The sequence below is a fragment of the Bartonella jaculi genome (genome assembly GCF_039543045.1).
Taxonomy (GTDB): domain Bacteria; phylum Pseudomonadota; class Alphaproteobacteria; order Rhizobiales; family Rhizobiaceae; genus Bartonella; species Bartonella jaculi.
The window spans coordinates 1-22,848 of the sequence record NZ_BAABIZ010000003.1; the positions used below are offsets into that span (position 1 = coordinate 1).

Annotated in this window: 24 protein-coding genes and 1 tRNA gene; 5 read left to right on the forward strand and 20 right to left on the reverse strand. The window is 38.0% G+C overall.

Annotated elements, in window-relative coordinates; all coding sequences use genetic code 11:
* From ABD915_RS01980 to folE, 5 genes are all read right to left on the reverse strand, one after another.
* Positions 1-484, reverse strand: a 484-nt coding sequence (locus tag ABD915_RS01980) for an integrase arm-type DNA-binding domain-containing protein (RefSeq protein WP_345114457.1), incomplete at its 3' end; no start/stop codon positions are given.
* An 850-nt stretch (positions 485-1,334) separates the two neighbouring features.
* A complete protein-coding gene (locus ABD915_RS01985) occupies positions 1,335-1,829 on the reverse strand; it encodes a hypothetical protein (protein WP_345114460.1) in 495 nt (164 codons plus the stop codon).
* A 138-nt stretch (positions 1,830-1,967) separates the two neighbouring features.
* Complete coding sequence (locus tag ABD915_RS01990) at positions 1,968-3,176, reverse strand: alpha/beta hydrolase (protein ID WP_425548176.1); 1,209 nt, start codon at positions 3,174-3,176, stop codon at positions 1,968-1,970.
* A gap of 165 nt (positions 3,177-3,341) precedes the next feature.
* Positions 3,342-3,426 (reverse strand) — tRNA-Leu (locus ABD915_RS01995).
* A 136-nt stretch (positions 3,427-3,562) separates the two neighbouring features.
* On the reverse strand, positions 3,563-4,177 hold the full coding sequence (gene folE, locus ABD915_RS02000) for a GTP cyclohydrolase I FolE (RefSeq protein ID WP_345114466.1): 615 nt from the start codon (positions 4,175-4,177) through the stop codon (positions 3,563-3,565).
* A 125-nt stretch (positions 4,178-4,302) separates the two neighbouring features.
* Here folE and ABD915_RS02005 point away from each other — a divergent pair, with 125 nt between their 5' ends.
* The 3 genes from ABD915_RS02005 to thrS all read left to right on the forward strand — a co-directional run bounded on the left by ABD915_RS02005 (position 4,303) and on the right by thrS (position 7,181).
* On the forward strand, positions 4,303-4,731 hold the full coding sequence (locus tag ABD915_RS02005) for an iron-sulfur cluster assembly scaffold protein (protein ID WP_345114469.1): 429 nt from the start codon (positions 4,303-4,305) through the stop codon (positions 4,729-4,731).
* Positions 4,732-5,085, forward strand: coding sequence for a membrane protein insertion efficiency factor YidD (gene yidD / locus ABD915_RS02010; protein ID WP_345114472.1), 354 nt, complete (start codon positions 4,732-4,734; stop codon positions 5,083-5,085).
* Between the two features lie 119 nt (positions 5,086-5,204).
* The gene (gene thrS / locus ABD915_RS02015) at positions 5,205-7,181 is read left to right on the forward strand and encodes a threonine--tRNA ligase (RefSeq protein WP_345114474.1); all 1,977 of its coding nucleotides are present in this window, start codon (positions 5,205-5,207) and stop codon (positions 7,179-7,181) included.
* 46 nt (positions 7,182-7,227) lie between these two features.
* On the opposite strand, the gene ABD915_RS02020 is transcribed toward thrS, so the two are convergent.
* From ABD915_RS02020 to ABD915_RS02040, 5 genes are all read right to left on the reverse strand, one after another.
* Positions 7,228-7,731: a MerR family transcriptional regulator gene (locus tag ABD915_RS02020; protein WP_345114476.1), complete on the reverse strand. Its 504-nt coding sequence runs from the start codon at positions 7,729-7,731 to the stop codon at positions 7,228-7,230.
* A gap of 205 nt (positions 7,732-7,936) precedes the next feature.
* Positions 7,937-8,248 carry an integration host factor subunit alpha gene (locus ABD915_RS02025; RefSeq protein ID WP_345114479.1) on the reverse strand — a complete coding sequence of 104 codons (312 nt, stop codon included), beginning with the start codon at positions 8,246-8,248 and terminating at the stop codon, positions 7,937-7,939.
* A 77-nt stretch (positions 8,249-8,325) separates the two neighbouring features.
* Entirely contained in the window at positions 8,326-9,300 is a 975-nt protein-coding gene (locus tag ABD915_RS02030; RefSeq protein WP_345114482.1) for a beta-ketoacyl-ACP synthase III, read from the reverse strand.
* Positions 9,301-9,349: 49 nt separating this feature from the next.
* Positions 9,350-10,420, reverse strand: coding sequence for a phosphate acyltransferase PlsX (gene plsX / locus ABD915_RS02035; protein ID WP_345114484.1), 1,071 nt, complete (start codon positions 10,418-10,420; stop codon positions 9,350-9,352).
* A gap of 153 nt (positions 10,421-10,573) precedes the next feature.
* Complete coding sequence (locus tag ABD915_RS02040; RefSeq protein WP_345114486.1) at positions 10,574-11,131, reverse strand: YceD family protein; 558 nt, start codon at positions 11,129-11,131, stop codon at positions 10,574-10,576.
* Between the two features lie 224 nt (positions 11,132-11,355).
* On the opposite strand from ABD915_RS02040, the gene ABD915_RS02045 reads away from it, so the two are divergent.
* Positions 11,356-11,835 carry an outer membrane protein assembly factor BamE gene (locus ABD915_RS02045; RefSeq protein WP_345114776.1) on the forward strand — a complete coding sequence of 160 codons (480 nt, stop codon included), beginning with the start codon at positions 11,356-11,358 and terminating at the stop codon, positions 11,833-11,835.
* An 82-nt stretch (positions 11,836-11,917) separates the two neighbouring features.
* Here ABD915_RS02045 and nusB read toward each other — a convergent pair whose 3' ends face one another.
* The 6 genes from nusB to glyA all read right to left on the reverse strand — a co-directional run bounded on the left by nusB (position 11,918) and on the right by glyA (position 16,459).
* Complete coding sequence (gene nusB, locus ABD915_RS02050; protein ID WP_345114490.1) at positions 11,918-12,388, reverse strand: transcription antitermination factor NusB; 471 nt, start codon at positions 12,386-12,388, stop codon at positions 11,918-11,920.
* Between the two features lie 2 nt (positions 12,389-12,390).
* On the reverse strand, positions 12,391-12,849 hold the full coding sequence (locus tag ABD915_RS02055; RefSeq protein ID WP_345114492.1) for a 6,7-dimethyl-8-ribityllumazine synthase: 459 nt from the start codon (positions 12,847-12,849) through the stop codon (positions 12,391-12,393).
* Between the two features lie 81 nt (positions 12,850-12,930).
* Positions 12,931-13,548: a riboflavin synthase gene (locus ABD915_RS02060; protein WP_345114495.1), complete on the reverse strand. Its 618-nt coding sequence runs from the start codon at positions 13,546-13,548 to the stop codon at positions 12,931-12,933.
* Positions 13,530-14,657: a bifunctional diaminohydroxyphosphoribosylaminopyrimidine deaminase/5-amino-6-(5-phosphoribosylamino)uracil reductase RibD gene (gene ribD, locus ABD915_RS02065; RefSeq protein WP_345114498.1), complete on the reverse strand. Its 1,128-nt coding sequence runs from the start codon at positions 14,655-14,657 to the stop codon at positions 13,530-13,532. Before ribD ends, ABD915_RS02060 begins: the two co-directional genes overlap by 19 nt.
* Positions 14,650-15,132 carry a transcriptional regulator NrdR gene (gene nrdR / locus ABD915_RS02070; RefSeq protein ID WP_345114500.1) on the reverse strand — a complete coding sequence of 161 codons (483 nt, stop codon included), beginning with the start codon at positions 15,130-15,132 and terminating at the stop codon, positions 14,650-14,652. The genes ribD and nrdR overlap by 8 nt, the downstream gene beginning before the upstream one ends.
* Positions 15,133-15,145: 13 nt before the next feature.
* A complete protein-coding gene (gene glyA / locus ABD915_RS02075) occupies positions 15,146-16,459 on the reverse strand; it encodes a serine hydroxymethyltransferase (protein WP_345114502.1) in 1,314 nt (437 codons plus the stop codon).
* 363 nt (positions 16,460-16,822) lie between these two features.
* Between glyA and argC the strand changes: the two genes are divergently transcribed.
* A complete protein-coding gene (argC, locus tag ABD915_RS02080; protein ID WP_345114505.1) occupies positions 16,823-17,758 on the forward strand; it encodes an N-acetyl-gamma-glutamyl-phosphate reductase in 936 nt (311 codons plus the stop codon).
* Between the two features lie 21 nt (positions 17,759-17,779).
* On the opposite strand, the gene ABD915_RS02085 is transcribed toward argC, so the two are convergent.
* From ABD915_RS02085 to hfq, 4 genes are all read right to left on the reverse strand, one after another.
* Entirely contained in the window at positions 17,780-18,850 is a 1,071-nt protein-coding gene (locus tag ABD915_RS02085) for a COX15/CtaA family protein (protein WP_345114508.1), read from the reverse strand.
* Between the two features lie 148 nt (positions 18,851-18,998).
* Positions 18,999-20,765, reverse strand: coding sequence for a hypothetical protein (locus ABD915_RS02090; protein WP_345114511.1), 1,767 nt, complete (start codon positions 20,763-20,765; stop codon positions 18,999-19,001).
* Positions 20,766-20,907: 142 nt separating this feature from the next.
* Positions 20,908-22,251 carry a GTPase HflX gene (gene hflX / locus ABD915_RS02095; RefSeq protein ID WP_345114514.1) on the reverse strand — a complete coding sequence of 448 codons (1,344 nt, stop codon included), beginning with the start codon at positions 22,249-22,251 and terminating at the stop codon, positions 20,908-20,910.
* A gap of 54 nt (positions 22,252-22,305) precedes the next feature.
* Positions 22,306-22,545: an RNA chaperone Hfq gene (hfq, locus tag ABD915_RS02100; protein WP_011179303.1), complete on the reverse strand. Its 240-nt coding sequence runs from the start codon at positions 22,543-22,545 to the stop codon at positions 22,306-22,308.
* Positions 22,546-22,848: the final 303 nt, after the last annotated feature.

A 22,848-nucleotide genomic window follows, 5' to 3' on the forward strand; every position in this document is an offset into this window, starting at 1 on the left:
TTGCCGTATCTGCTTTTTCATGCCAAAGGGGCGCGAGAACATTGCGAATGATATTGGCTGTTAATTTTTCTATAGGTAAATTACCTATGTGTGGAATCACGTGCAACTCTAGTGGAGAAAACCAACGCCCATTTTTGCCTTCATTTTTTAACTCAGCTTTTTTACTTTCAAAAGCTGCCTGCGCAATTTCTTTAAACATATTGCTTTGCTGTTTTAAAATAGTTTGTTCTCGAAAGACAATAGGATCATTGCCTTCTTTCAGAATATCACTATAGTATCTTACAAGTTCTCGTGCTTCTTTTAAAGAAAGTCTTGCGACTGGACCGAGCCCCATTTCACGGCGTTTGTTGTGGTATGTATAACGAAAGAACCAAGAGCGCGTATTGTCTTTTCGAACATTTAACCACAGCCCTGCCCCATCACAATATTTCCCTTGAGGAGATGCCTTTACGAATGCTGCTGATAACTTATGAATCGCCCTCACTTAATTCACCTTCTCGTCCACCTTTTGGGATTCACCTTTGCACATATTGTCCGTCCACCTTTTTTGGTCCACCTTTTAGACCACCTTAAATTTTTGATTTGAGATTTTTTCTTTAATTCTTAATTTTTTTATTGGAACATAAAAAACTATACATATCAATACGCTCTTACACATATTTATATACTTTGAATCTTGTTGATAAAGCCTGATTCGCTCTCTGGGGGCACCATTCCGTTTTATGTCACAAATGAGTTGTTGATTTATCATATCTTTTCTAAGGGTTAGGGGAGCTAGAATAAAGGTGCGGGAATAGGATTTTTTAACATGCCTCTACAGCAGTAGCGTTTTCTTTTCTTTTTGTTTCGTTAATCATCTCTAATGTACATTTAAATGCTTTTAACTCATTTTGTGAAAGAGTATTTAGAGTTCTAGAGAACATGCCAACAATTTCACGATTCAATGCCTTTGAAAACTTTACTCTAAAGCTCTTCTAAAAAATATCTGCTTCTCTTAGTCACAAGTGCTATAGTGGAAAGTTCCTGCCATCATTATATTTGCCAGCTACCAATGTTACGGCTGCTTTTGCATTCAGAAGGTTGATGGGGCATATTTACTCCTTTCTTAGCCAATTCCTCTTGTAATATGTAAAGAAATGATTTTTTTGATTTATTATAAGAAGGTTTGAAATAAGAGAATTTTATAATATTGAAGAGGAATCTAATTCAATATGCGGGACTATAAATTATTACTATAAATCAATGTCTTGATATTCTCTGAATACACTGTTTTCTATTAAGCTGAAAATATTTTTACCAACGTTTTTAATTCAAAAAATTTTTCGTTTTTAAGCTTAACATTCTTTTTCAAAGAGGTGTGGACTTTCAATAATAAGCTTTTCTCGCGCTTTTTGTAGCTTTTTAATGATTTCATCAATTTTTGAAGGAGAATAAAAAGATTCTTGGTTATCCAATAAATGTTGCCTCTCCCTACTCTCGTAAAAACACTGCATCTGAGATTGAAGTATTCTAATCTCTTGAAAGAAAAGGCGCCCCGTTTCTTTGAAACCATTATTAAGTGAGAAAAGCTGATCGGAAATTGATAGCAAAATTTGTTTTAAAAAGCGCTCATTTTCTTGGCGCTTGCGGTATTCTAAAATAAGAGCATGACTTATCTCATCCAACTGTTTTTTTGTGGAATCAATCTGATGCAATAAATTTGATTCTCCCCCCATATTGTCTTCTCTCACCTTCAAAAGCATAGCATGAATATCTAACAACTTAATTGCGGAATGAGATAAATAATCAACTAACGTAGGCGTATTGGCATAGCGTTTTTGTGCAACCATATAAATTTACCTAATGCCCTTGGTTTTTACACTCATTCCACTATTCATTTTTGACTTTACAAAGCCATTCTAAAGAAAGTGCTAAAAAATATTGTTTCGAATCTATTTATATTCGATGAATATAGTCCTACTCTTTTACTATTTACGTCTAGTTATTGGAGATAAAAGACGTACAGGTGTATAAAGGATAAGGTGTGTTGTTTTCTCTAAAACACTGCTACTATCAGCAAGAAGCGCTTGACTAGGTGATAATTCTGTACCCTGCATAATTGTTGAAGCCAAAGAACCTTCTCGAACAAGAGCCATTAATGTCGGCGAAGAGGCAAATACATTGTGTGCTCCACCATCAACATGAGAGAAATCAAGAACAGTTATTCCATTTTTACGCAACATTTCAATATCTGAACCATCTCCCACACGATGATGTCCACCCGTAAGATGCCCCGAAACAGCGAGAGCTTTATCCGCACGAGAAACCAAAATGGCTGTTGGCTGAGGTAATTGCTTAATATCATTAAGTTGGCGCTCAAATACATCGACATCAATGTCTGGCGCCGCCATCAAGAAACTTGTAATGCGACGAATAGGTTTATATTGTCCTTTTAATGCTAGAGTTCTAAATGCCTCCATTATGACAAAATTTCCCATAGAGTGCGCAATAACGGTAATTTGATCAGCTTTAGTTTCGCTAATGAGTGTCAAGAGCTCCATCAGTCCATCACGTGCAAAATTGGCACTATCACGATCATAAATATAAAGGGGAACTTCCCCAGCAGAGGGCCAAGAATAGTGTACAGAGACAACATTTAAAGAATAATCGTATGTAAACTGAGCTGTACGAAATGTACCATCTGCAAAATTATTATTATAACCATGAATAAAAAGGAAAATTTCTCTTTTTCCTTTTGGCTTTTTTTCTAAATCAGCATTCAATTGCCGCTGAAACTGCTCCTTGTTATCATATTTTTGCAATGCCACTGCTGCGAAATATTTATCATGTGTAGGGGTATACGCGTTTGTCTCCACAACACCCTTTACATGTTGTTGGGGGATTCCTACATCAACGCGATTATAGTACACTTTATTTGATCGCTCTGCCCCATAAGGCTGGGAATAGTTTTTTTGCTTCATACGACTTGTTGCAACATACACTGGAACGATGGACTTCGGAGGAATCGGTCTACTTTCAACTTCCTTTCGCACTGCAATCATAGATGGTGTCGCATGCACCCCATGCCAAAGCACAGCGCGCGACCCACTGCATGCGGTTAATAAAGAAACGCAAATAAAGAGCACTAAACATTTTAAAAATACTGTATTTCCCACTGTAATGACACCCCAACCCATTAAAAAAATCAACATTTCAAATCTACAAATATAAGGAGAAAACCTCCACGGACTTGGAATGAAAATATTACGAGGAATGCACTAACAAATAATATGCTTACAAGATCCTGCTCTAATGCGTACTATCCCCTAGTTCATCTGTAGCACAACCACTTATAACACAAATGGTGCGGTCGAGAAGACTCGAACTTCCACGGGTTGCCCCACAGCGACCTCAACGCTGCGCGTCTACCAATTCCGCCACGACCGCACGTGGTAAAGTCAAATATACGTCTTTTCGGATTTAACAAATCATACAGAAAGGTACAAGCCCATTTTCACTTTCCGATGATTTATTTTATTCAGACTACTGATAACCCAATAAAAATTAGAGAACATGGATTTTACTATGGTCTACACATCATCATAAAATTAGTCTGTGCAACTTTATCCTTTTCATAAGAGCCATGAAAACTTGTTGTAATCGTTGTAGCTCCTTGCTTTTGCACTCCTCTCATGGCCATGCACATGTGTTCAGCCTCAATTAATACTGCAACACCGCGAGGTTTTAGATGCACTTCTAAAGCATCAGCTATTTGAGCTGTCATAGCTTCTTGTGTCTGTAAACGACGAGAAAAAACATCTACAACACGTGCAATTTTTGAAAGACCGACAATCTTTGTATCGGGAAGATACGCGATATGCGCTTTACCCACAATTGGAATCATATGATGTTCACAATGTGAATAAAAGGAGAGATCCTTTACTATTACTGCTTCGTTATATCCTGAAACCTCTTCAAAAACTGTGCCCAAAATCTCTTCAACCGATTTGCTATAACCTGTAAAAAGATTGCGATATGCCTTAGCCACACGCTTAGGAGTCTCTAAAAGCCCTTCTCGATTCGGATTTTCCCCCATCCATAACAACAATGTACGAATCGCCGTTTCAACTTCTTCAAAACTAGGACACTCGCTTTCAGATAAAAATGGATTTTTAGTATCTCCTTTAACATTGTGCATTTAAAAACTCCAAATTTATCCTATACAAAGTGTTTGCTACCTATCTATTTTATCCTGTATAATCTCTATATAATCCAATTAAAAGCTTAAACAATCACGGCTCTCGAAATTTCAGGCAATAGTGCATGATTGATAACATCTATAGCGAAAAAATACTTGAATATGCTGCGCATATCAGCAAGGTTGGTCGTATTAATAATCCGGATGCAACATCAAAAAAACATGCACGTCTCTGTGGCTCAACAGTTACTGTAGATCTAAAAGTAGCAAATCATATCGTTACAGATTTTGCTCATGAAGTGCATGCATGTGTGCTAGGACAAGCTGCCGCTTCACTTTTAGCATATCATATCATCGGGCAAACAACGCAAAACCTTAAATTGTTACGTAAGATTATCTATCATATGCTGACAGAAGATGGTCCCCCTCCTCCAGCTCCATTTGAAGCATTTTCTTGCTTACAGCCCATTAAAGACTATAAAGCACGCCATACATCAACGATGCTCATATTCGATGCCGTTGTAGATTGTATTGAACAAATTGAAGAAAAATAAATGCTTGTACCACACCTTAAACAAAAAAAGAGACAAACGCGCAATTATACAGGTTATTGGCGAAAAACACCTGGACGATTGTTTGGTATTTTATTGATACGTCTTTATCAACTAACACTTTCTAGTTTTATAGGAAATCAGTGTCGCCATGCACCAACCTGTTCAGAGTATATTTATGAAGCAATCGCACGTCATGGACTGTGGGCTGGCATGTGGTTGGGACTTTTTCGTCTCATGCGTTGTGGTCCATTTGGAACACATGGCTTCGATCCCGTTCCCACCTCTCTTGGAAATGCTTACTGTTTTTATAAACCTTGGCACTACTGGAAAATTTCTGCTAAACATAACAAATAGTTCTTTTCTTTTTTTATGTGTGTTGATAGAAAACAAGCCTATTGACCTTAACTGATTATTGCTAAGTTTTCACGAAGCCATCCGCAATCGTTCGCGGAATTGGATGAAAGGGGTGTTTTATGTCTTGCTCTGTTTCTCTTTCTTTTCCCGATGGTTCTAAACGTGATTATCCCAACGAAATGACTGGTTTAGAATTGGCGGCATCCATTTCTAAATCACTTGCAAAAAAAGCAGTTGCCTATAGTCTTAATGGTATCACACGAGATTTATCGGATCCATTAGGAGAGTCTGGTCAGATAGAAATCATCACCCGCGAAGACCCACGTGCCCTTGAACTTATACGCCATGATTGTGCACACGTCCTAGCAGAAGCGGTACAGGAACTTTTTCCTGGAACACAAGTAACTATTGGCCCTGTCATTGAAAATGGCTTTTATTATGATTTTGCACGCGAACAACCTTTTACATTGAGTGATCTCACTCTCATTGAAAAAAAAATGCGTGAAATTATCCAACGTAATAAACCTTTCAGAAAAGAAATTTGGTCTCGTAAAAAAGCAAAGGAAATTTTTTCTCAAAAAAACGAGCTTTATAAAGTTGAGCTTATTAATAGTATCCCCGAAGATCAAGATTTAAAAGTCTATTATCAAGGTGACTGGTTTGATCTTTGCCGCGGCCCACACATGCAATCTACTGGACAAATTGGAAATGCTTTCAAACTCATGAAAGTTGCAGGAGCTTATTGGCGGGGCGATGCGAATAATCCAATGCTAACGAGAATTTATGGCACGGCATTTGCTAATGAAAATGACTTAAAAGCTTATCTACACATGCTAGAAGAAGCTGAAAAACGCGATCACCGGCGCTTGGGTCGTGAAATGGACTTATTTCATTTTCAAGAAGAAAGCCCAGGAATGATTTTTTGGCACAAAAAAGGTTGGAAACTGTTCCAAAATTTAATCACCTATATGCGTAGACGCCTCGATGATCATCAATATGCTGAAGTGAATGCGCCACTGGTTCTCGACAAATCACTTTGGGAATTATCTGGTCATTGGGGATGGTATAAAGAGAATATGTTCAAAGCAATTCCAGCAGCTGAGGATTGGGATGATAAATGTGTTTACGCTCTTAAACCAATGAATTGCCCTGGTCATGTGCAGATTTTTAAACATGGTTTAAAATCCTATCGGGATTTGCCTATGAGACTTGCTGAATTTGGTCTTATCCATCGCTATGAGCCTTCAGGTTCCTTACATGGTCTTATGCGTGTGCGGTGCTTTACACAAGATGATGCACATATTTTTTGTACAGATGAGCAGTTGGCCGATGAATGCCTCAGTATTAATGATCTGATTTTATCAACTTATGCTGATTTTGGTTTTAAGGAAATTAGTCTTAAGCTTTCAACACGCCCAGAAAAACGGGTTGGATCTGATGCATTATGGGATCATGCAGAAAATATCATGCAATCTGTTCTTGAAATCATTGAGACAAAATCCGCAGGCCAAATCAAAACAAGTATCCTTCCCGGTGAAGGTGCATTTTATGGACCTAAATTTGAATATACATTGAAAGATGCTATTGGTCGCGAATGGCAATGCGGAACAACACAAGTAGATTTTAACCTACCTGAACGTTTTGATGCATTTTATATTGATAAAGATTCAGAAAAACGACAGCCCGTTATGATTCATCGTGCCATTTTTGGATCAATGGAGCGCTTTCTTGGTATATTGATCGAAAATTTTGCTGGACATATGCCACTTTGGCTTGCGCCTGAACAAGTCGTTGTAGCAACAATTACATCCGAAGCAAATGAATATGCAAAAAGAATAACGGCACAGCTTAAAGCTGTTGGACTTTCCGTAACTTCGGATCTTCGCAATGAAAAAATTAACTATAAAATACGTGAACATTCTTTACAAAAAATTCCCGTAATTTTGGTATGTGGTAGACGTGAATCCGAGATAAATAGCGTGAACATGCGCCGCTTAGGAAGCACAGATCAAGTTCTTTTATCCGTAGAAGAAGCAATTAAACAACTCAAGGATGAAGCAACACCTCCAGATTTGCGCCGTTTAATAAATGCTTAAAAGTGTGTAAAAAATAAATGACCCTATAAAATGGGGAGAGGCATTATTACCGTGCTCTGTCAAGTACACGTTTACATTCAATGAGTTCAAACAAGGTTTCTTGCAACAATGCTTTATCAGTTTTGTCTTTATGAATATTCACCGAACCAACAGATGCTTCCCCCTCATTCCTCATGAAACTCAAAAGCCCAAAAGAAGATTTTTTAGGCTTATTACTTGCTGATTCAGAAGTTTGTCCTGCATATTTCTTTTCTATGACAACATTCATAGCATCAAGATCGCCATTACCAAATGCAGTAACAAAAGCAACACCGTTCTCTTTCAAAAGGCGCTGCACACCTTTTATTGTATACCCCTGATCATACAATAACTGCTTAATACCACTGAGTAAATCAACATCAACTGGACGATAATAGCGCCTTCCCCCCCCACGCTTCATTGGTTTAATTTGCCTAAAACGTGTTTCCCAGAATCTTAAGACATGTTGCGGAAGCTCCAGTAACTCGGCTACTTCGCTAATTGTGCGAAAAGCATCAGAGCTCTTATCCATTCTGCAACACCCTATCTAAAACACTACAAGTGATTCTATAACGACTCATAAAATTTCAATCTCTCAACAAGATCGGTCAAAAAGAGGACCACACTTGATTCTTTTCAAATTAAAAAGCTTTTTCCTTAAAACAGCATGCAGGATTTATTTATACAATTTTTTTAAACAAATACCAGACATTGTAACAGCGTTTATTCAGAGGATATTATTTTTTTCTTGCACGATGCGAATCCAAAACTCTTTGTTTAAGTACGTTTGCAGCCTTAAATGTCACGACACGTCGTGGCAAGATAGGCGCTTCAACACCGGTTTTTGGATTACGCCCAACACGTTCACTTTTATTGCGAACTTGAAAAGTTGCAAAAGAAGAAAGTTTAACTGCTTCACCTCTTACAAGTGAATTGCAAATTTCATCTAAAACCAATTCAACCAAAGCTGCCGATTCAGTATGTGACAAGCCTACTTTTCTGCAAACTACGCTCGCTAAATCTGCACGCGTTACGGTTTTACTTGTCATTATAACCACCTATTCAAATATTAAAAATTACAAAATGATTTATACGTTTTATTCAAATATGGTCAAGCGACTATAATCTACCAACGAATAAGAATTGCTCCCCATGTAAATCCACCTCCCATAGCTTCTAACATGACGAGATCTCCTTTTTTAATTCTCCCATCATGAACAGCCGTCGTTAACGCCAATGGCACCGATGCTGCAGACGTATTACCGTGTTGATCAACGGTAATCACAACTTTATCTATAGCAATTCCCAGTTTTTTAGCTGATGCTTCAATAATACGTTTGTTAGCCTGATGAGGCACAAACCAATCTAATTGTGAAGAATCTATACCTGCAGCTGCAAAACAATCATCAACCACATCAGTTATCATACCAACTGCATATTTAAAAACTTCTCGTCCTTCCATACGTAAACGGCCCGTCGTTTGCGTTGTTGAAGGTCCCCCATCGACATACAGTTTATCCCTGTACGCACCATTAGAGCGTAACTTTGTAGACAATATGCCACAATTAAAATCAATACCTCTCTTAACTTCCTGTGCTTCCAAAACAACAGCGCCCGCACCATCACCAAACAAAACACATGTCGTACGATCTTCCCAATCTAAAATTCGAGAGAATGTATCAGATCCAATAACCAAAACTCTTTTGGCTGCTCCACAGCGTAAGTAAGTATCTCCTGTTGTTAAAGCAAAAATAAAACCAGAGCAAACCGCTTGAATATCAAAAGCAAATCCATGGCGCATTCCTAAAGCATGCTGAATTTCAACAGCAGAAGCAGGAAAAGTATGGTTTGGTGTTGAGGTTGCTAAAATAATACAATCGATATCTTTTATTGTTAGACCAGCATTTATAAGCGCAGCTTGTGCAGCTTCTACTCCTAAAGAAACCGTTGTTTCATCCTCATGTGCAATGTAACGTTGGCGTATTCCTGTACGCTGAACAATCCACGAATCTGATGTTTCAACAAACTGCGCAATCTCATCATTCGATAAGCTTTTTTTGGGCAAGGCACTTCCTACACCACACACAACTGATCGAATCATTAAATCCTAACCTTTTCCAGAGATTTCTCACTTATACTACAAACGTTTATCATATGGTTTCCTCATTCATCATGGCTTCATCTTCTTTATCAAAAAGTGTTTCTTTATTTTCATGAAACCGCCGTAAATCAGCAGTTATTTTTTTCAAGAGTCCATTATTAACCATCTTATAACCAACACGGATAGCGGAAGCGAAACCGTGAGCATTTGCACTACCATGACTTTTTATGACGACACCGTTCAAACCTAAAAGCACACCACCATTCACTCTATCAGGATCCATTTTGTGTTTCAGTGTACGAAAAGCGCCCCGCGATAAAAAATAACCAAGAGATGAGAGAAAAGAGCTGCGCAGTGCAGTGTTTAAGATTTCCCCTATCTGTCGCGCAGTCCCCTCTGCGGTTTTCAAAGCAATATTACCAGAAAATCCCTCCGTTACAACAACATCTACTATTCCCTTGCCAATATCATTGCCTTCAACAAATCCCTTATACTCTAGCCCTTCTAATTGCACTTCACGCAATATCATTCCGGCCTTTTTGATTGCATAAAGGCCTTTAACCTCTTCAACACCCACATTTAAAAGTCCAACACTTGGTCTTTCAGTGTGATAGAGAGCGCGAAACATACCCGCTCCCATAACCGCCAAATCAACCAACTGGCTAGCAGATGCCCCAATCGTTGCCCCAATATCCAAAACAATACTCTCACTGCGAAGCGTTGGCCAAATCCCTGCAATCCCAGGACGTTCAGCCTCTGCCATCATTTTTAAACAAAAGTAAGACATTGCCATGAGTGCACCAGTATTGCCAGCAGAAATGCAAGCATCAGCTTCACCATTTTTTACTGCTTCAATTGCATACCACATTGATGATTTGCCCCGTCCATTGCGAAGTGCTTGGCTTGGTTTTTCATCCATACGCGTATAACTTTCTGTGGGATAAAAGCGCGATACAGAAGCTAAACAAGGGTATTTTTTTAAAACCGGCCGAACAATCTCATCTACCCCATAGAATAAAAAGTAAATATTTGGCAAATGTTTTTGTACAATTGCTGCTCCTGCAATAGTTGCTTCGGGACCACAATCACCACCCATTACATCCACAGAAATTCTAATCACGCTAGCATATCCCACATCTCTTTATTTATATTTTTTGAACTCATGTTATAATTTTTGCTACTGAACGACCGTTAAGCATATCGTGCCAAAACAGCCTCGCGGAAAATACCGTTTTTATAAGACTATACAATAGATATTTTATTTTTTTTACAATCACTTCAAACTTTTCAAGACAGAAAATGGTGATAATTTTTGCTCAGCTTCTTCTAAATTTTTAACCATACTCGTATTTATCCCCTCTTTGCGCGGATAGCGATTAATGGACAACTCAAAAAATTCTTCCATGACTGCACCAATATCAATTTTATCTCCATGAAACACTTCTGGTATATCTAGCCCTTCCGCATCTAAAAATAATTCACCTGTATCCTCTGATATTTTGGGTTTCATCAAATTTGAGTCTTCTGGAACAAAAACAACCTCAATATTTTCATGAAGCTTATTTTCTAATGGTTCCAATGTGACAACACACAATTGTATGATACGCGCCCGCAACAAACCTTTTACACGTACTCCACGTTTTTTCCACGGTAAAATATGAAATTCCCCCTCACAAAATTTTACCTCAACTAAATCATGGTTCTTAGCTAAATGTGCACGCTCTCGCTGATCTGCACAAATATGAACCCTTATACCTTTTGGAGGTAATGAACGTACTGAGATTGGATAAGCTAAAGCAAATGTCATTTGAGAAACATTTTGAATACTCATCGGTAACTCCCGAATATGAAGGGATGTAATATACTGCGCTTTTATTTAGCCAAAGTATATTTCATTCATTTTTTTCTTTTCTAAAGAAATTCTATATGGCATAATTCAGTTTATAACAGGGAAACTCAATGTAAGCTATGGCAGATTCAGCTAAAATGAGAAAAAACTTGAGGTTGCCTTCTTGTCATACGTCTAAGTAGAGAATGGAGATATCATTGTTTCAGGTGCCCCACAGAGTGGCCTTAATCAAACGTAAGTTATTGATTGGTCTGTTAATTGCAAGCATGGTAGCAATTTCGGGTTGTAGTATTTTTGCTTCTTCAGGTTCAAGCCAGATATATAAAGAGGGCTATATCCTCGATAAGAATGCCCTTGATTCTATTTCTATTGGATCAAGTCAGGAGCAGATTATTCTAACTTTAGGAACTCCTTCACTAAAAACAAAATATGATAATGAGGTCTTCTATTACATTTCACAAACACGCTACCGTGGGATGCAGTTTATGAAAACAAAAATTATCGATCGCAAAGTTTTAGCCATTTACTTCAATAAAAACAATCAAGTTACTAAAATAGCTAACTATGGTCTACAAGATGGACAAATATTTGACTTCATTACTCAAACCACACCAACTGCAACCAAAGAACAACCTTTCTTAATACAGATTATTAAAGGCCCTGCGAATTTACCAATTCATAACTAAATTCTAACAGTCTACATACACTCCCAACAATATCGGAACTGATGTTATCAATTCCGATATTGTTGGGAGTGTAAAATTATTTTTAAGAGCGAATTTTTTTCGCCATACTATCAAGAACTGCATTGACGAGCTTTGGCTCTTCACCTTCAAAAAACGCCTTTGCTATATCAACATATTCATTCATAATAACAGCAATAGGCACATCTTTGCGGTTGATCAGCTCCCATAAACCTGCACGCAAAATTGCCCGCAGTATAGAATCAAGACGTGAAAGTGACCACTCTGCAGAAAGTTGTTGATGAAGCATAGGATCAAGCTGTTTTTGATCTTTTACAACACCAGTGATAATAGCCAAAAACCATTGAAAATCAGCATCAAGATACTGGTCTCCGTCAATATTTTTTCCTAAACGATAAGATTCATATTCAGCTGCTGTTTCCATAACTCCAGAACCGACTATATCCATTTGATAAAGTGCTTGAACTGCCGCAAGTCTTGCCGCTCCGCGTTTATTAGCTGCACGCGAAGAATATTTGCCTTTTGTATCAGCCATATTCAATAATTATCTCCAAATCTCTTTTTTAGAGCGATCATACATAAAGCAGCTTCAGCAGCAAAACCACCCTTATTTTTTTCATCCTGCTTCGCACGTGCCCATGCTTGTTTTTCATTTTCAACAGTCAAAATACCATTTCCAATAGCTAAATGCTGATGAACAGTTAAATCCATCAATGCGCGACAAGAATTATTCGCAACAATTTCAAAATGATATGTTTCACCCCGAATAATACAGCCAAGTGCTACATAACCATCGTAAAGTATCTTATTCTTTCTTTCGGCAAAAGCTATTACACTTGGTATTTCTAATGCTCCAGGAACAGTCACAATATCATAGCTTGCTTCGGCTTTTTGCAAAGCATTCACCGCACCTGTAAGAAGCGCATCAGAAATCTCATCATAAAAACGCGCTTCAACAATCAATACATGCGATTTTTTACATATCTCTTTTGTCATAATGAGATCCCACAAGAAAAATTAACCAAAGAATTTAGGATTATAAAGCACAAAACTCTAAAAATTATAATAACTTTCAGCTCACTCATTTTTCATTTTAAAACCTGAAAGTTTAGCAGCATAACGAGCAAGTTGATCAATTTCTAAATTGACTTGATCGCCAATTTTAGCTTGTCCCCAAGTCGTCATTTCAAGTGTATGGCGAATAATAAGAACATCAAAAATACGATCCTCAACACAATTAACGGTTAAAGATGTCCCATTAAGTGCTATAGACCCTTTGTTTGCAATAAAGGGCATCAATCGTGTTGGAACTTGTAAGAAAAAACGAACAGCATCACCTTCATTTTTCTTATCAATGATCTCAGCCAAACCATCAATATGACCAAAAACCAAATGCCCACCCATTTCATCACCCAATCGTAGCGAGCGTTCCAAATTAACAAAAGTTCCTTTTGTCCATTGTGCAAGATTAGTCAAACGCAGTGCTTCTTCCCACGCTTCCACAGCAAACCAATGAGTAGTCCCTTGTTTTGATCCCCGCTCAACAATTGTAAGACAAATCCCTGAACATGCAATCGATGCACCAATTTCCAAACTCTCCATGTCATAGTGCGTAGAAATACCTAAACGCACCCCTTGTTTTAAAGATTGTACATCTTCAACACAACCGATGTCTGTTACAATTCCTGTGAACATAGTGCCTTACGTCTCCATTTATAAAAACGGTCATTTCCAAACATTCTTGCCTCAACTTCGTGAAATTGCGAAAGATAATTTCCAAAATGAGGGGCTTCAATACGACCTTCACCTAAAATAACTGGCGCATAAAAACAGATCAGACGGTCGACACAACCAGCGTTTAAAAACTTTTCCCCTGTTTTTGCGCCTCCTTCAAGTAAAACGCTATTGATTCCATGTTGATAAAGCAGCTGTAAAATAGCAAGTGGCTGCATGTAACCATTGCTCATTTCTACCGAATACACAGACACACCACACTGTTCCAGCGCACTTTTTTTGCTTTTCTTTGAAAGATTTGCAGCACAAATAATCCAAGTAGGAACTGTTGTTGCCGTTTGAACAACATTTGCATCAAGTGGGATAGATAAATCTGTATCCAAAATAATGCGTGTAGGCGAACGCATCTCCAGCCCTGGTAAGCGACAATTCAATTGCGGATTATCTGCCAATATAGTGCCAATACCAACCATAATAGCATTATTTTGGGCACGGAGAATATGCGTATGGGTGTGAGAAATCATTCCACTAATTTTTATTCCACCATGCCCCTTTTTCCCCACACCATTATCAGCAGAAATTGCCATTTTTAAAGTGACCGCACAGCGTTGCAGCTTCCTTATACACCAATGCGTGCATAACGCTTCAAAAGCCTCTTCAGCCAAAACCCCCTCAACCACCTCAATACCAGCTGCACGCAAAAGGGCAATACCACGGCCATCAACCCGCTTATCTAGATCAGTAAGAGCAATAACAACGCGTGAAATACCCGAATTGATGAGTGCATTTACACACGGCGAAGTTTTACCATAATGCGAACAAGGCTCTAAAGTAACATAGGCCGTAGCACCACGAGCCAAGGGGCCGGCCATGCGTAAAGCTTGAACCTCAGCATGGGGCCTCCCGTGAATGGCTGTCACACCATAACCAACAATGGATGTTCCTGTACTGGCATCATTTCGCACAATTATCGTGCCAACCGAAGGGTTTTCACCAGTAAGACCAACATGACGCTCTGCCAAACGGATAGCTGCAGCCATAAACCGCTCATCTTGCACTTTTTTATTCATCAAAACAAGATTCTGTATCCGTTACACTCTTTGATAACTCGTCTATAACATCGTGAAAATCGCTTGCATTACGAAAATCTCGATAGACGGAAGCAAATCGAATGTAGGCAATATCATCAATGCTTTTCAATGCTTCCATCACAAGCTGCCCAATTTTTTCTGAAGCAATCTCTGGCTCCCCTAAGCTCTCGAGTTGACGTACAATGCCAGAAATTGCTCGTTCAATACGATCAGGATCAATATTGCGTTTACGCACTGCTATATCAACCGATCGCATCAACTTATCACGATCAAATGGCTCACATCGACCACTTTTTTTGAAAACCAAGAGTTCACGCAACTGAACACGTTCAAAAGTCGTAAAACGACCACCGCAAACAGAACACACACGCCGACGACGAATGACCGCCCCCTCCTCAGCAGGACGTGAATCCTTCACCTGTGTATCCTCGTATTGGCAGTAAGGACAACGCATCTTTTTCCTATCCCTAACAACTGCTAAGATAAGAGTAAAGAGGAAATTTATTTGTTATATCTTTCACCTTTTTCTTAACAGCCATTTCAACGGCATTATTGTCTTCATCGCTTTTTGCCGCACTAAGACCATCAAGAACTTCTGAAATCATATGAGCAACTTGAATAAACTCACTTTCTGCAAAACCACGTGTCGTTGCAGCAGGAGACCCCAAACGAATTCCTGATGTTATAGACGGTGTTTCAGAATCAAAAGGAATACCATTTTTATTACAGGTAATATGAGCACGCCCTAAAGCCAATTCCGCATGTTTTCCTGTCACATTTTTGGAACGCAAATCAACCAACAATAAATGATTGTCTGTACCACCAGAAACAATATTAAAACCATTACTCTGCAATGTTTTTGCTAAGGTTTTCGCATTAGCAACGACATTGGCGCTATAATTTTTGAAAGCAGGTTGTAAAGCCTCTCCAAAAGCAACAGCCTTAGCTGCAATCACATGCATTAAAGGACCACCTTGAAGACCAGGGAAAATCGCCGAGTTAATTTTCCTTGCTAAAATTTCATCATTTGTCAATATCAAACCACCACGAGGTCCCCGCAATGATTTATGCGTTGTCGTCGTTACAATATGCGCATGCGGTACAGGTGAAGGATGAACACCACCAGCAACTAAACCAGCAATATGAGACATATCAACGAGGAAATAAGCACCGATCTCATCTGCAATTTCACGAAACCGTTTCCAATCCCATAAACGAGAATAAGACGAGCCACCTGCTATAATAAGTTTGGGCTTATGTTCCTTTGCAAGACGTTCAACCTCCTCCATATCAATAATCTGATCCTCTTGACGTACACCATAGGAAACAACATTAAACCATTTTCCTGACATATTGACGGATGAACCGTGGGTAAGATGACCACCAGCGTTTAAATCCAGTCCCATAAATGTATCACCAGGCTGGAGTAAAGCTAAAAACACAGCTTGATTCATTTGGCTACCAGAATGAGCCTGAACATTTGCAAAAGCAGCACCAAAAAGCTGTTTTGCTCGTTCAATTGCTAAGTCTTCAACGACATCAACAAATTGACATCCCCCGTAGTAGCGCTTTCCTGGATAACCTTCTGCATATTTATTGGTTAAAATCGATCCTTGCGCCTCAAGAACTGCTCTTGAAACAATATTCTCTGACGCGATCAGCTCGATTTCATGTTGTTGACGATCAAACTCTTCCCTAATTGCATCAAAGATTGCAACATCAACGGTTTGTAAATTATCATTAAAAAAGCGCTTTTCTGTGTCACTTACTTGCTGGGTCATAAAACACGTTCCTAACATTAAAAAAAATAAAGTAAGGAACGATAACACAGCAAGCTGTGCAGACCAAATATTTTAAAACATTTTCATTTAAAAATAGAACAAATATTTGTCTTGTTCTTTTCCCATACAAAAAACAAATTTTTATTTTCACAAGAATAAGTTGGGTAAAGTGGGTATTAAAAATTTTTCTTCACACGCTCTTAATTTTGAATTTTTTAGGAGCATTTTTATAAGTAAAACGATTTATCATCTCAAGAAATTCAATAATTTAAGGCCTATCATTTAAGCGCACAGTAATTTAAGCTAATTTACCATATAAATGAGCTCAATATAGCAGCAAAAAATCGATTCAAGGTAGATAGAATGGCAATAAAAGTCTTTATTGATGGTGAACATGGAACAACCGGTCTACAAATACAAAAACGACTAGCAGAGCGTTCAGATTTGAAAGTACTCTCTCTTGCTCATACAGATCGGCATAATATTGATATTCGACTAGACTATCTTCATCAAAGTGATATTGCTATTTTGTGTCTTCCAGATGATGCCGCATGTAAAACAGTTAAGGCGCTTAAAAATAATAAAAAAATCAGAATTATGGATAGCTCAACAGCGCACCGTATTGCACCAAACTGGGTCTATGGTTTTCCTGAAATGACTGCGGGACAAAAGAAACGCATCCAAGAAGCGCGTTACGTAACAAACCCCGGATGTTATCCTACCGGCGCAATTAGTTTGATTCGGCCACTCCGTGAAGCGGGTTTGCTAGATGCTTATTATCCAATCTCAATCAACGCAATATCAGGTTATACTGGCGGTGGTAAACAATTGATTGCAGAAATGGAAAACCCACCTCAACACAATGATGTTCCGAAAAATTATTTTATTTATGGTCTTAATCTTCAACATAAACATGTGCCAGAAATTAAAACCTATGGACAGATCAACCAAACACCCATTTTTGTACCAAGTGTTGGTCGCTTTCCTCAAGGAATGATTGTAAATCTTCCACTGCATCGTCACTTATTTACAAAATCAGCGAACTGTTCTGATTTGCGCGAAATCCTTGAAAATCATTACGATGGACAAAGTATCATATCTGTTGCCTCACAAGAAGAGACTGATGCACTTACCAAACTCAATCCAGAATGCTTAGCGCATAAAGATGGTATGAAACTGTTTGTCTTTGGTAATGAGCGCGAAGGTATTTTCAATCTCTGTGCCATATTAGATAATTTAGGAAAAGGAGCATCCGCAGCTGCTGTTCAAAATCTCGACTTAATGCTTTCAGGATTCTAACATTTCCTTGGGTGCAAAATTTTATTCAACAGCACCATACGCTCCTTTTGTTGCTCGCCAATGCGCAACCGAAAAACACAATACTGCTAACGCAACAGTTTGATGAATGAGCCCCAAACTTATAGGAACTTCATGTAATAACGTAAGAACACCCAACAGTGCCTGAACAACGATCATCCCACATATAAAAAATGCACGACGAGCATGGGTTGAGTGTGGATCGTTCTTGTGTACATACAAAGCATGAATAACCGCTGTAATAAATAAAAGATAAGCAAAAAAGCGGTGAACAAACTGAACGGTCAAGGGATTTTCAAATAAATTAAGCCAAATGGGATTATGCTGTAACAATCCATCCGGTATGATTTGACCATCCATGAGCGGCCATGTATTATACACTTTACCCGCATGGAGCCCTGCAACCAAAGCACCAAAATAAATTTCAAGCAAAATAAGAACAATAAGCCAACCTGCAAAATTTTGAATTCTTTGATTTGCTGGTTTTTCTGAATATTCTGTAAGTCCTCGCGATAAATAAGTGACAAAAATAATCACAAAACATGCTGTTATAAGATGAAATGCCAAACGATATTGGCTTACGCTTGTCAGATTACTTTGACCAATACCTGAAGCCACCATCCACCAACCAATAGCCCCTTGAACAGCGATAAGAATTGGCACAATAGTAAGCTGAAGCAAAATATTTTTTTCAATACGTTTGGTAGCCCAAAACCAAATTAATCCCAACAAAGCCACAAGCCCAACAAGACGTCCAAGAACGCGATGCGCCCATTCCCACCAAAAAATCACTTTAAACGCACTTAATGTCATATCAGGATTAAGCAGCTTATATTGCGCTATCTGTTGATATTTCGAAAATTCTTCCTGCCATTGCTCCACCCCAATCGGCGGAATGACACCGTGAATTGGTTTCCATTCAGTTATTGATAATCCTGCCCCCGTTAAGCGGGTAGCTCCCCCCACTAAAACAATTGCCAAACAAAGCAATAAAATAGAATAAAGCCACACTTGAATTTGTTTTCGATTTTTCTTTTGCAATGATGTTAAAACACTCTTATCCTTCACTGCCATCTCTGATTTCCCCACAGCTCTCTCCAATCACAATTTATTGCAAAATTTAAACATTCAATCTTAGTTATTTTAGTATATACTGCAACTTTAGCACAAAAAAAGTATATCACTATAACACATGATGAATATTCTTATTTTACGACATTTATTATGATTCAACCACGCGGTAAACAGCCTTCGGAAACTTGCTCACCATTTGCATCATCCAATCCTGTTTGTTAAGAACAATGCTACAAATGTAATAATCTGTGAGTTCTGCAAATTGCTTAAATCCATATTTAGGTTCACTCGCCATTTCTAAAATGATAAAATCGTAATCTTTTTTAAATTCTTGTAATATATGAGGAATATCGTTTGAAAATTCTTGTGCACAAACAGCACTTGTTAACCCTTGCGGAAGAATATCAACCTCCGTGTCATAATCACGATAAATAACATCCTGTAATTGGGCATTCCCCGTTAAAATATCGGTCAAGCCCCGATGTGGGCCAATTATTTTCTCTATTTGTTGACCAGAAATATCCACTAACAGAACTGTTTTGTGCTCTTTTATAAGATGAAGAGAGAGCTTTGCTGCCGTGCGAGCAGCTTCTGGCCCAATTATTGAAACAACTGTTGAAACCCGTTCTTTCAATAACTCAGATAATTTGTCTATTGTAATACAAGCCTCAAAATTTTTTATGCCCTTCGATACTAAAATGCTCTCATCATTTTTTAAAGTATTTTCTTCCGCTTTGTCTTTTTTTATTCTAGAGCATTGATGAAACAACAAAAGTCCTCCCAAAAGAGTGACTAAGCTTGCAAATACACTAACAATAATATTTTTTCCATACCGATCTATAAAAGGAATTGGCACTAATGTTGTTGGCACAACCACATGAATCTTTGTCTCTTGCAAGAAAGGCGCATCCTTGCGCATCTCTGTATTTTGCGCATCTACTACTGCTCTTATTTTATTTTCTAGCTCATTAAACATTTGATTCAAAGATTGAGCTTGATCTGTTACAAAAAGGCCAATTCTTTTTTTTAGCTGTTCTTCAAAGTCCCTTGCAATAACTTCATCTGAATGAAGTTGATGAGCGATCTGCAAAATTTTATTTTCTAATTGATGAGAAAGTACTTCTAATTCCGCAGTCATTGCCTTAATTTGAGGGTGTGTCCAACCTAATTGTGCAACCATATGTGCTCTTTGCGTCTCCAAAAGATTACGCTTGGATTCTAAGGCAACAATCGTTGAATTGTTTGCAATAAACGATAAAGACAGTAAAGGTTTTCCATTCGTGCGCATCTCCTTAATAGTTGAATTCAAACTCGTTAAACGAAGACGCCTTAAAGTTGCTTTTGTTAATTGCACAGAAAGATCATTAAACTCTGTTTGTTTTACACCATGGTGAATAAAAGAATCGACAGATGAGCGAAATCCCTGCACCATATTGAGCACCGTAGCATTATCATATTGTTGATCTGTTTTCTGCTCTGCTAACGATAATTTTTGATTCTGTTTTATAATGACTTCTGAAAATGCCGAAAACCAATTTTCCAATCCCTTTTGAGCAGCTTCAAGTGTTTTTGCTTCAAAAGTGAGATTGATGAAATCACCATCGCGGGATAGACGAATACTTTCACGAAAATCTTTTTTGTAAGAAGCATCTAAAGAAAAATTCTGTAAGCTTGAATCATTTAAAATAAAGGGCTGTGAAAATAAAAAAGCAACAACATTATTCTGTTTATCGATTGGCAAAGGCTTTCCCACAGAATCAGATAATGAAAATGTTAAGGTTGCTTGATAGACTCGAGGCTGAAAAAAGTAATACAAGCAGCACAAAAATGTACAGAGCATTGCTAACAACAAAACGATCAAAACGTTTCGCATTACTATGTGTATCAACAGTTTCCTATCGCACTTAAAATTCATCTTTATTTCAATCAATAAACTAATTCATATTTTTTATTTAAGAGAAAGTAGTAACTATCCTCTTAACTTGACGTTATTTATTGTGAGAGAAGAAAAACCTAAACTTTAAGAAAAAATGTTTAGCAATAAATCAAAAGAAACTTTAATTCATATTTTGTTTGATATGATCTAATCGTTTTTTTGCTTCCGCAGTAAGCACTGCTCTAATGGTAACAGAACCATCATCATGCCCTTCCTGCATGATTTCACCAGAATTTGCATAAAACCAATCGATAAGCGACATTTCATGAGGTCTTAAAAGACATTCAATGCTTTGCATTTCTCCCAAAATTCGCTTTTCAATTGTTTCTAATAAGTGATCTAGCCCATCGCTCATGAGTGCTGATACCATTACTGCAGGATTTAACTGTGTTTTTGCGCTTGTTTGCAAAACACGCATTGCATGCTCATCCAATATATCAATCTTATTCCACACTTCTATGATATGCTCTGTATCACCAATATTGATACCAAGGTTTGAAAGCACTTCTAAAACATCTTGGGCATGTGCACGATGATCAAGATCTGATATATCTCTCACATGAAGAATAAGATCAGCTTCAACCACTTCTTCAAGGGTTGCTCTAAAAGCCGCAATCAAATTTGTTGGTAAGTTAGAGATAAAACCCACAGTATCAGATAAAAGAATAGTTTTCCCATGAGGAAGAACAACTTTGCGCAAAGTTGGATCAAGCGTTGCAAACAACATATCCTTTGCTAAGACATCTGCACCACTCAAACGGTTAAAAAGAGTTGATTTTCCCGTATTGGTATACCCCACCAAAGCGACAACAGGATGGGATGCTTTTTTTCTTTTTGCTCTATGAAGAGCACGTGTCTTAACAACTGTTTCCAATTCGCGACGAATACGAATAATTTTTTCTTGCAAAAGACGCCGATCCGCTTCAATCTGAGTTTCACCAGGTCCACCTAAAAAACCACGGCCACCACGTTGCCTTTCCAAGTGCGTCCAGCTACGTACAAGTCTACTTTTCTGATAGGATAAATGCGCCAACTCGACTTGCAAAACCCCTTCCTTCGTTCGTGCACGATCTCCAAAAATTTCAAGAATCAAAGCCGTTCTGTCGATAACTTTGCAATTCCATAATTTTTCTAAATTACGCTGCTGCACTGGTGTTAAAAAATGATCTATAATTGCAAGCTCAACATGATATTCACTTATGTAATGGGCAAGTGCATCCACCTTGCCTTTTCCAAACAAAGTTGCCGGACGGGGTGTAGCAATATTAACAATTTCATGATAAACAACTTCCAACTTTATAGCGCGCGCCAAGCCCAATGCCTCTTTGATCCTAGAAGACACTGAACACTCACATGAAGCACTCTCACTTTTGTTTTCTTGAAAAATGGGGACCAAAACAAGTGCGCGCACCTGCTCTCCAACCTGTGAAAAAAAACCTCCAAATCTCTCATTTTCATTGATCATATTAGTCTTAAGTACTTTTAAATGGGATAAGAGATCTATAGTAAAGTAGCTAGTTTATTCAGAGCTTTCACCTTCAAACATCTGTACAGGCTGTCCCGGCATAATTGTAGAAATAGCATGCTTATAAACCAATTGTGCATGTCCATCACGACGTAAAAGGACACAAAAATTGTCAAATGAGGTTACGATACCCGTGAGTTTAACGCCATTTACAAGAAAAATTGTAAGAGAAATCTTTTGCTTGCGCACCGTATTTAAAAATACATCTTGCAGGTGTTGTGATCGTTCTGCCATTATTCTTACACCTTCATTTCGAATTGCATAAAATATTCGTGCATGCATATCGACTGAAAAATATCAAATTGTCAACGTAGAAGCTTTAAAATTTAGCGGAAGACAACTTAAATATAAAGAAAAAATCTCTATCAAAACAATGAGCATCATACCCCGTGAAAACCGATTATAAAATATGGAAATTTCCGTATCTTTACTTTTTGTCAATTACTTTTAATTGCCCCCTTTTACTTTGTGCCCAATATATTTATTGCCTTCCCCAATTGCAGATAGGATATATTTCAAACCACATGCCTTTTTAAG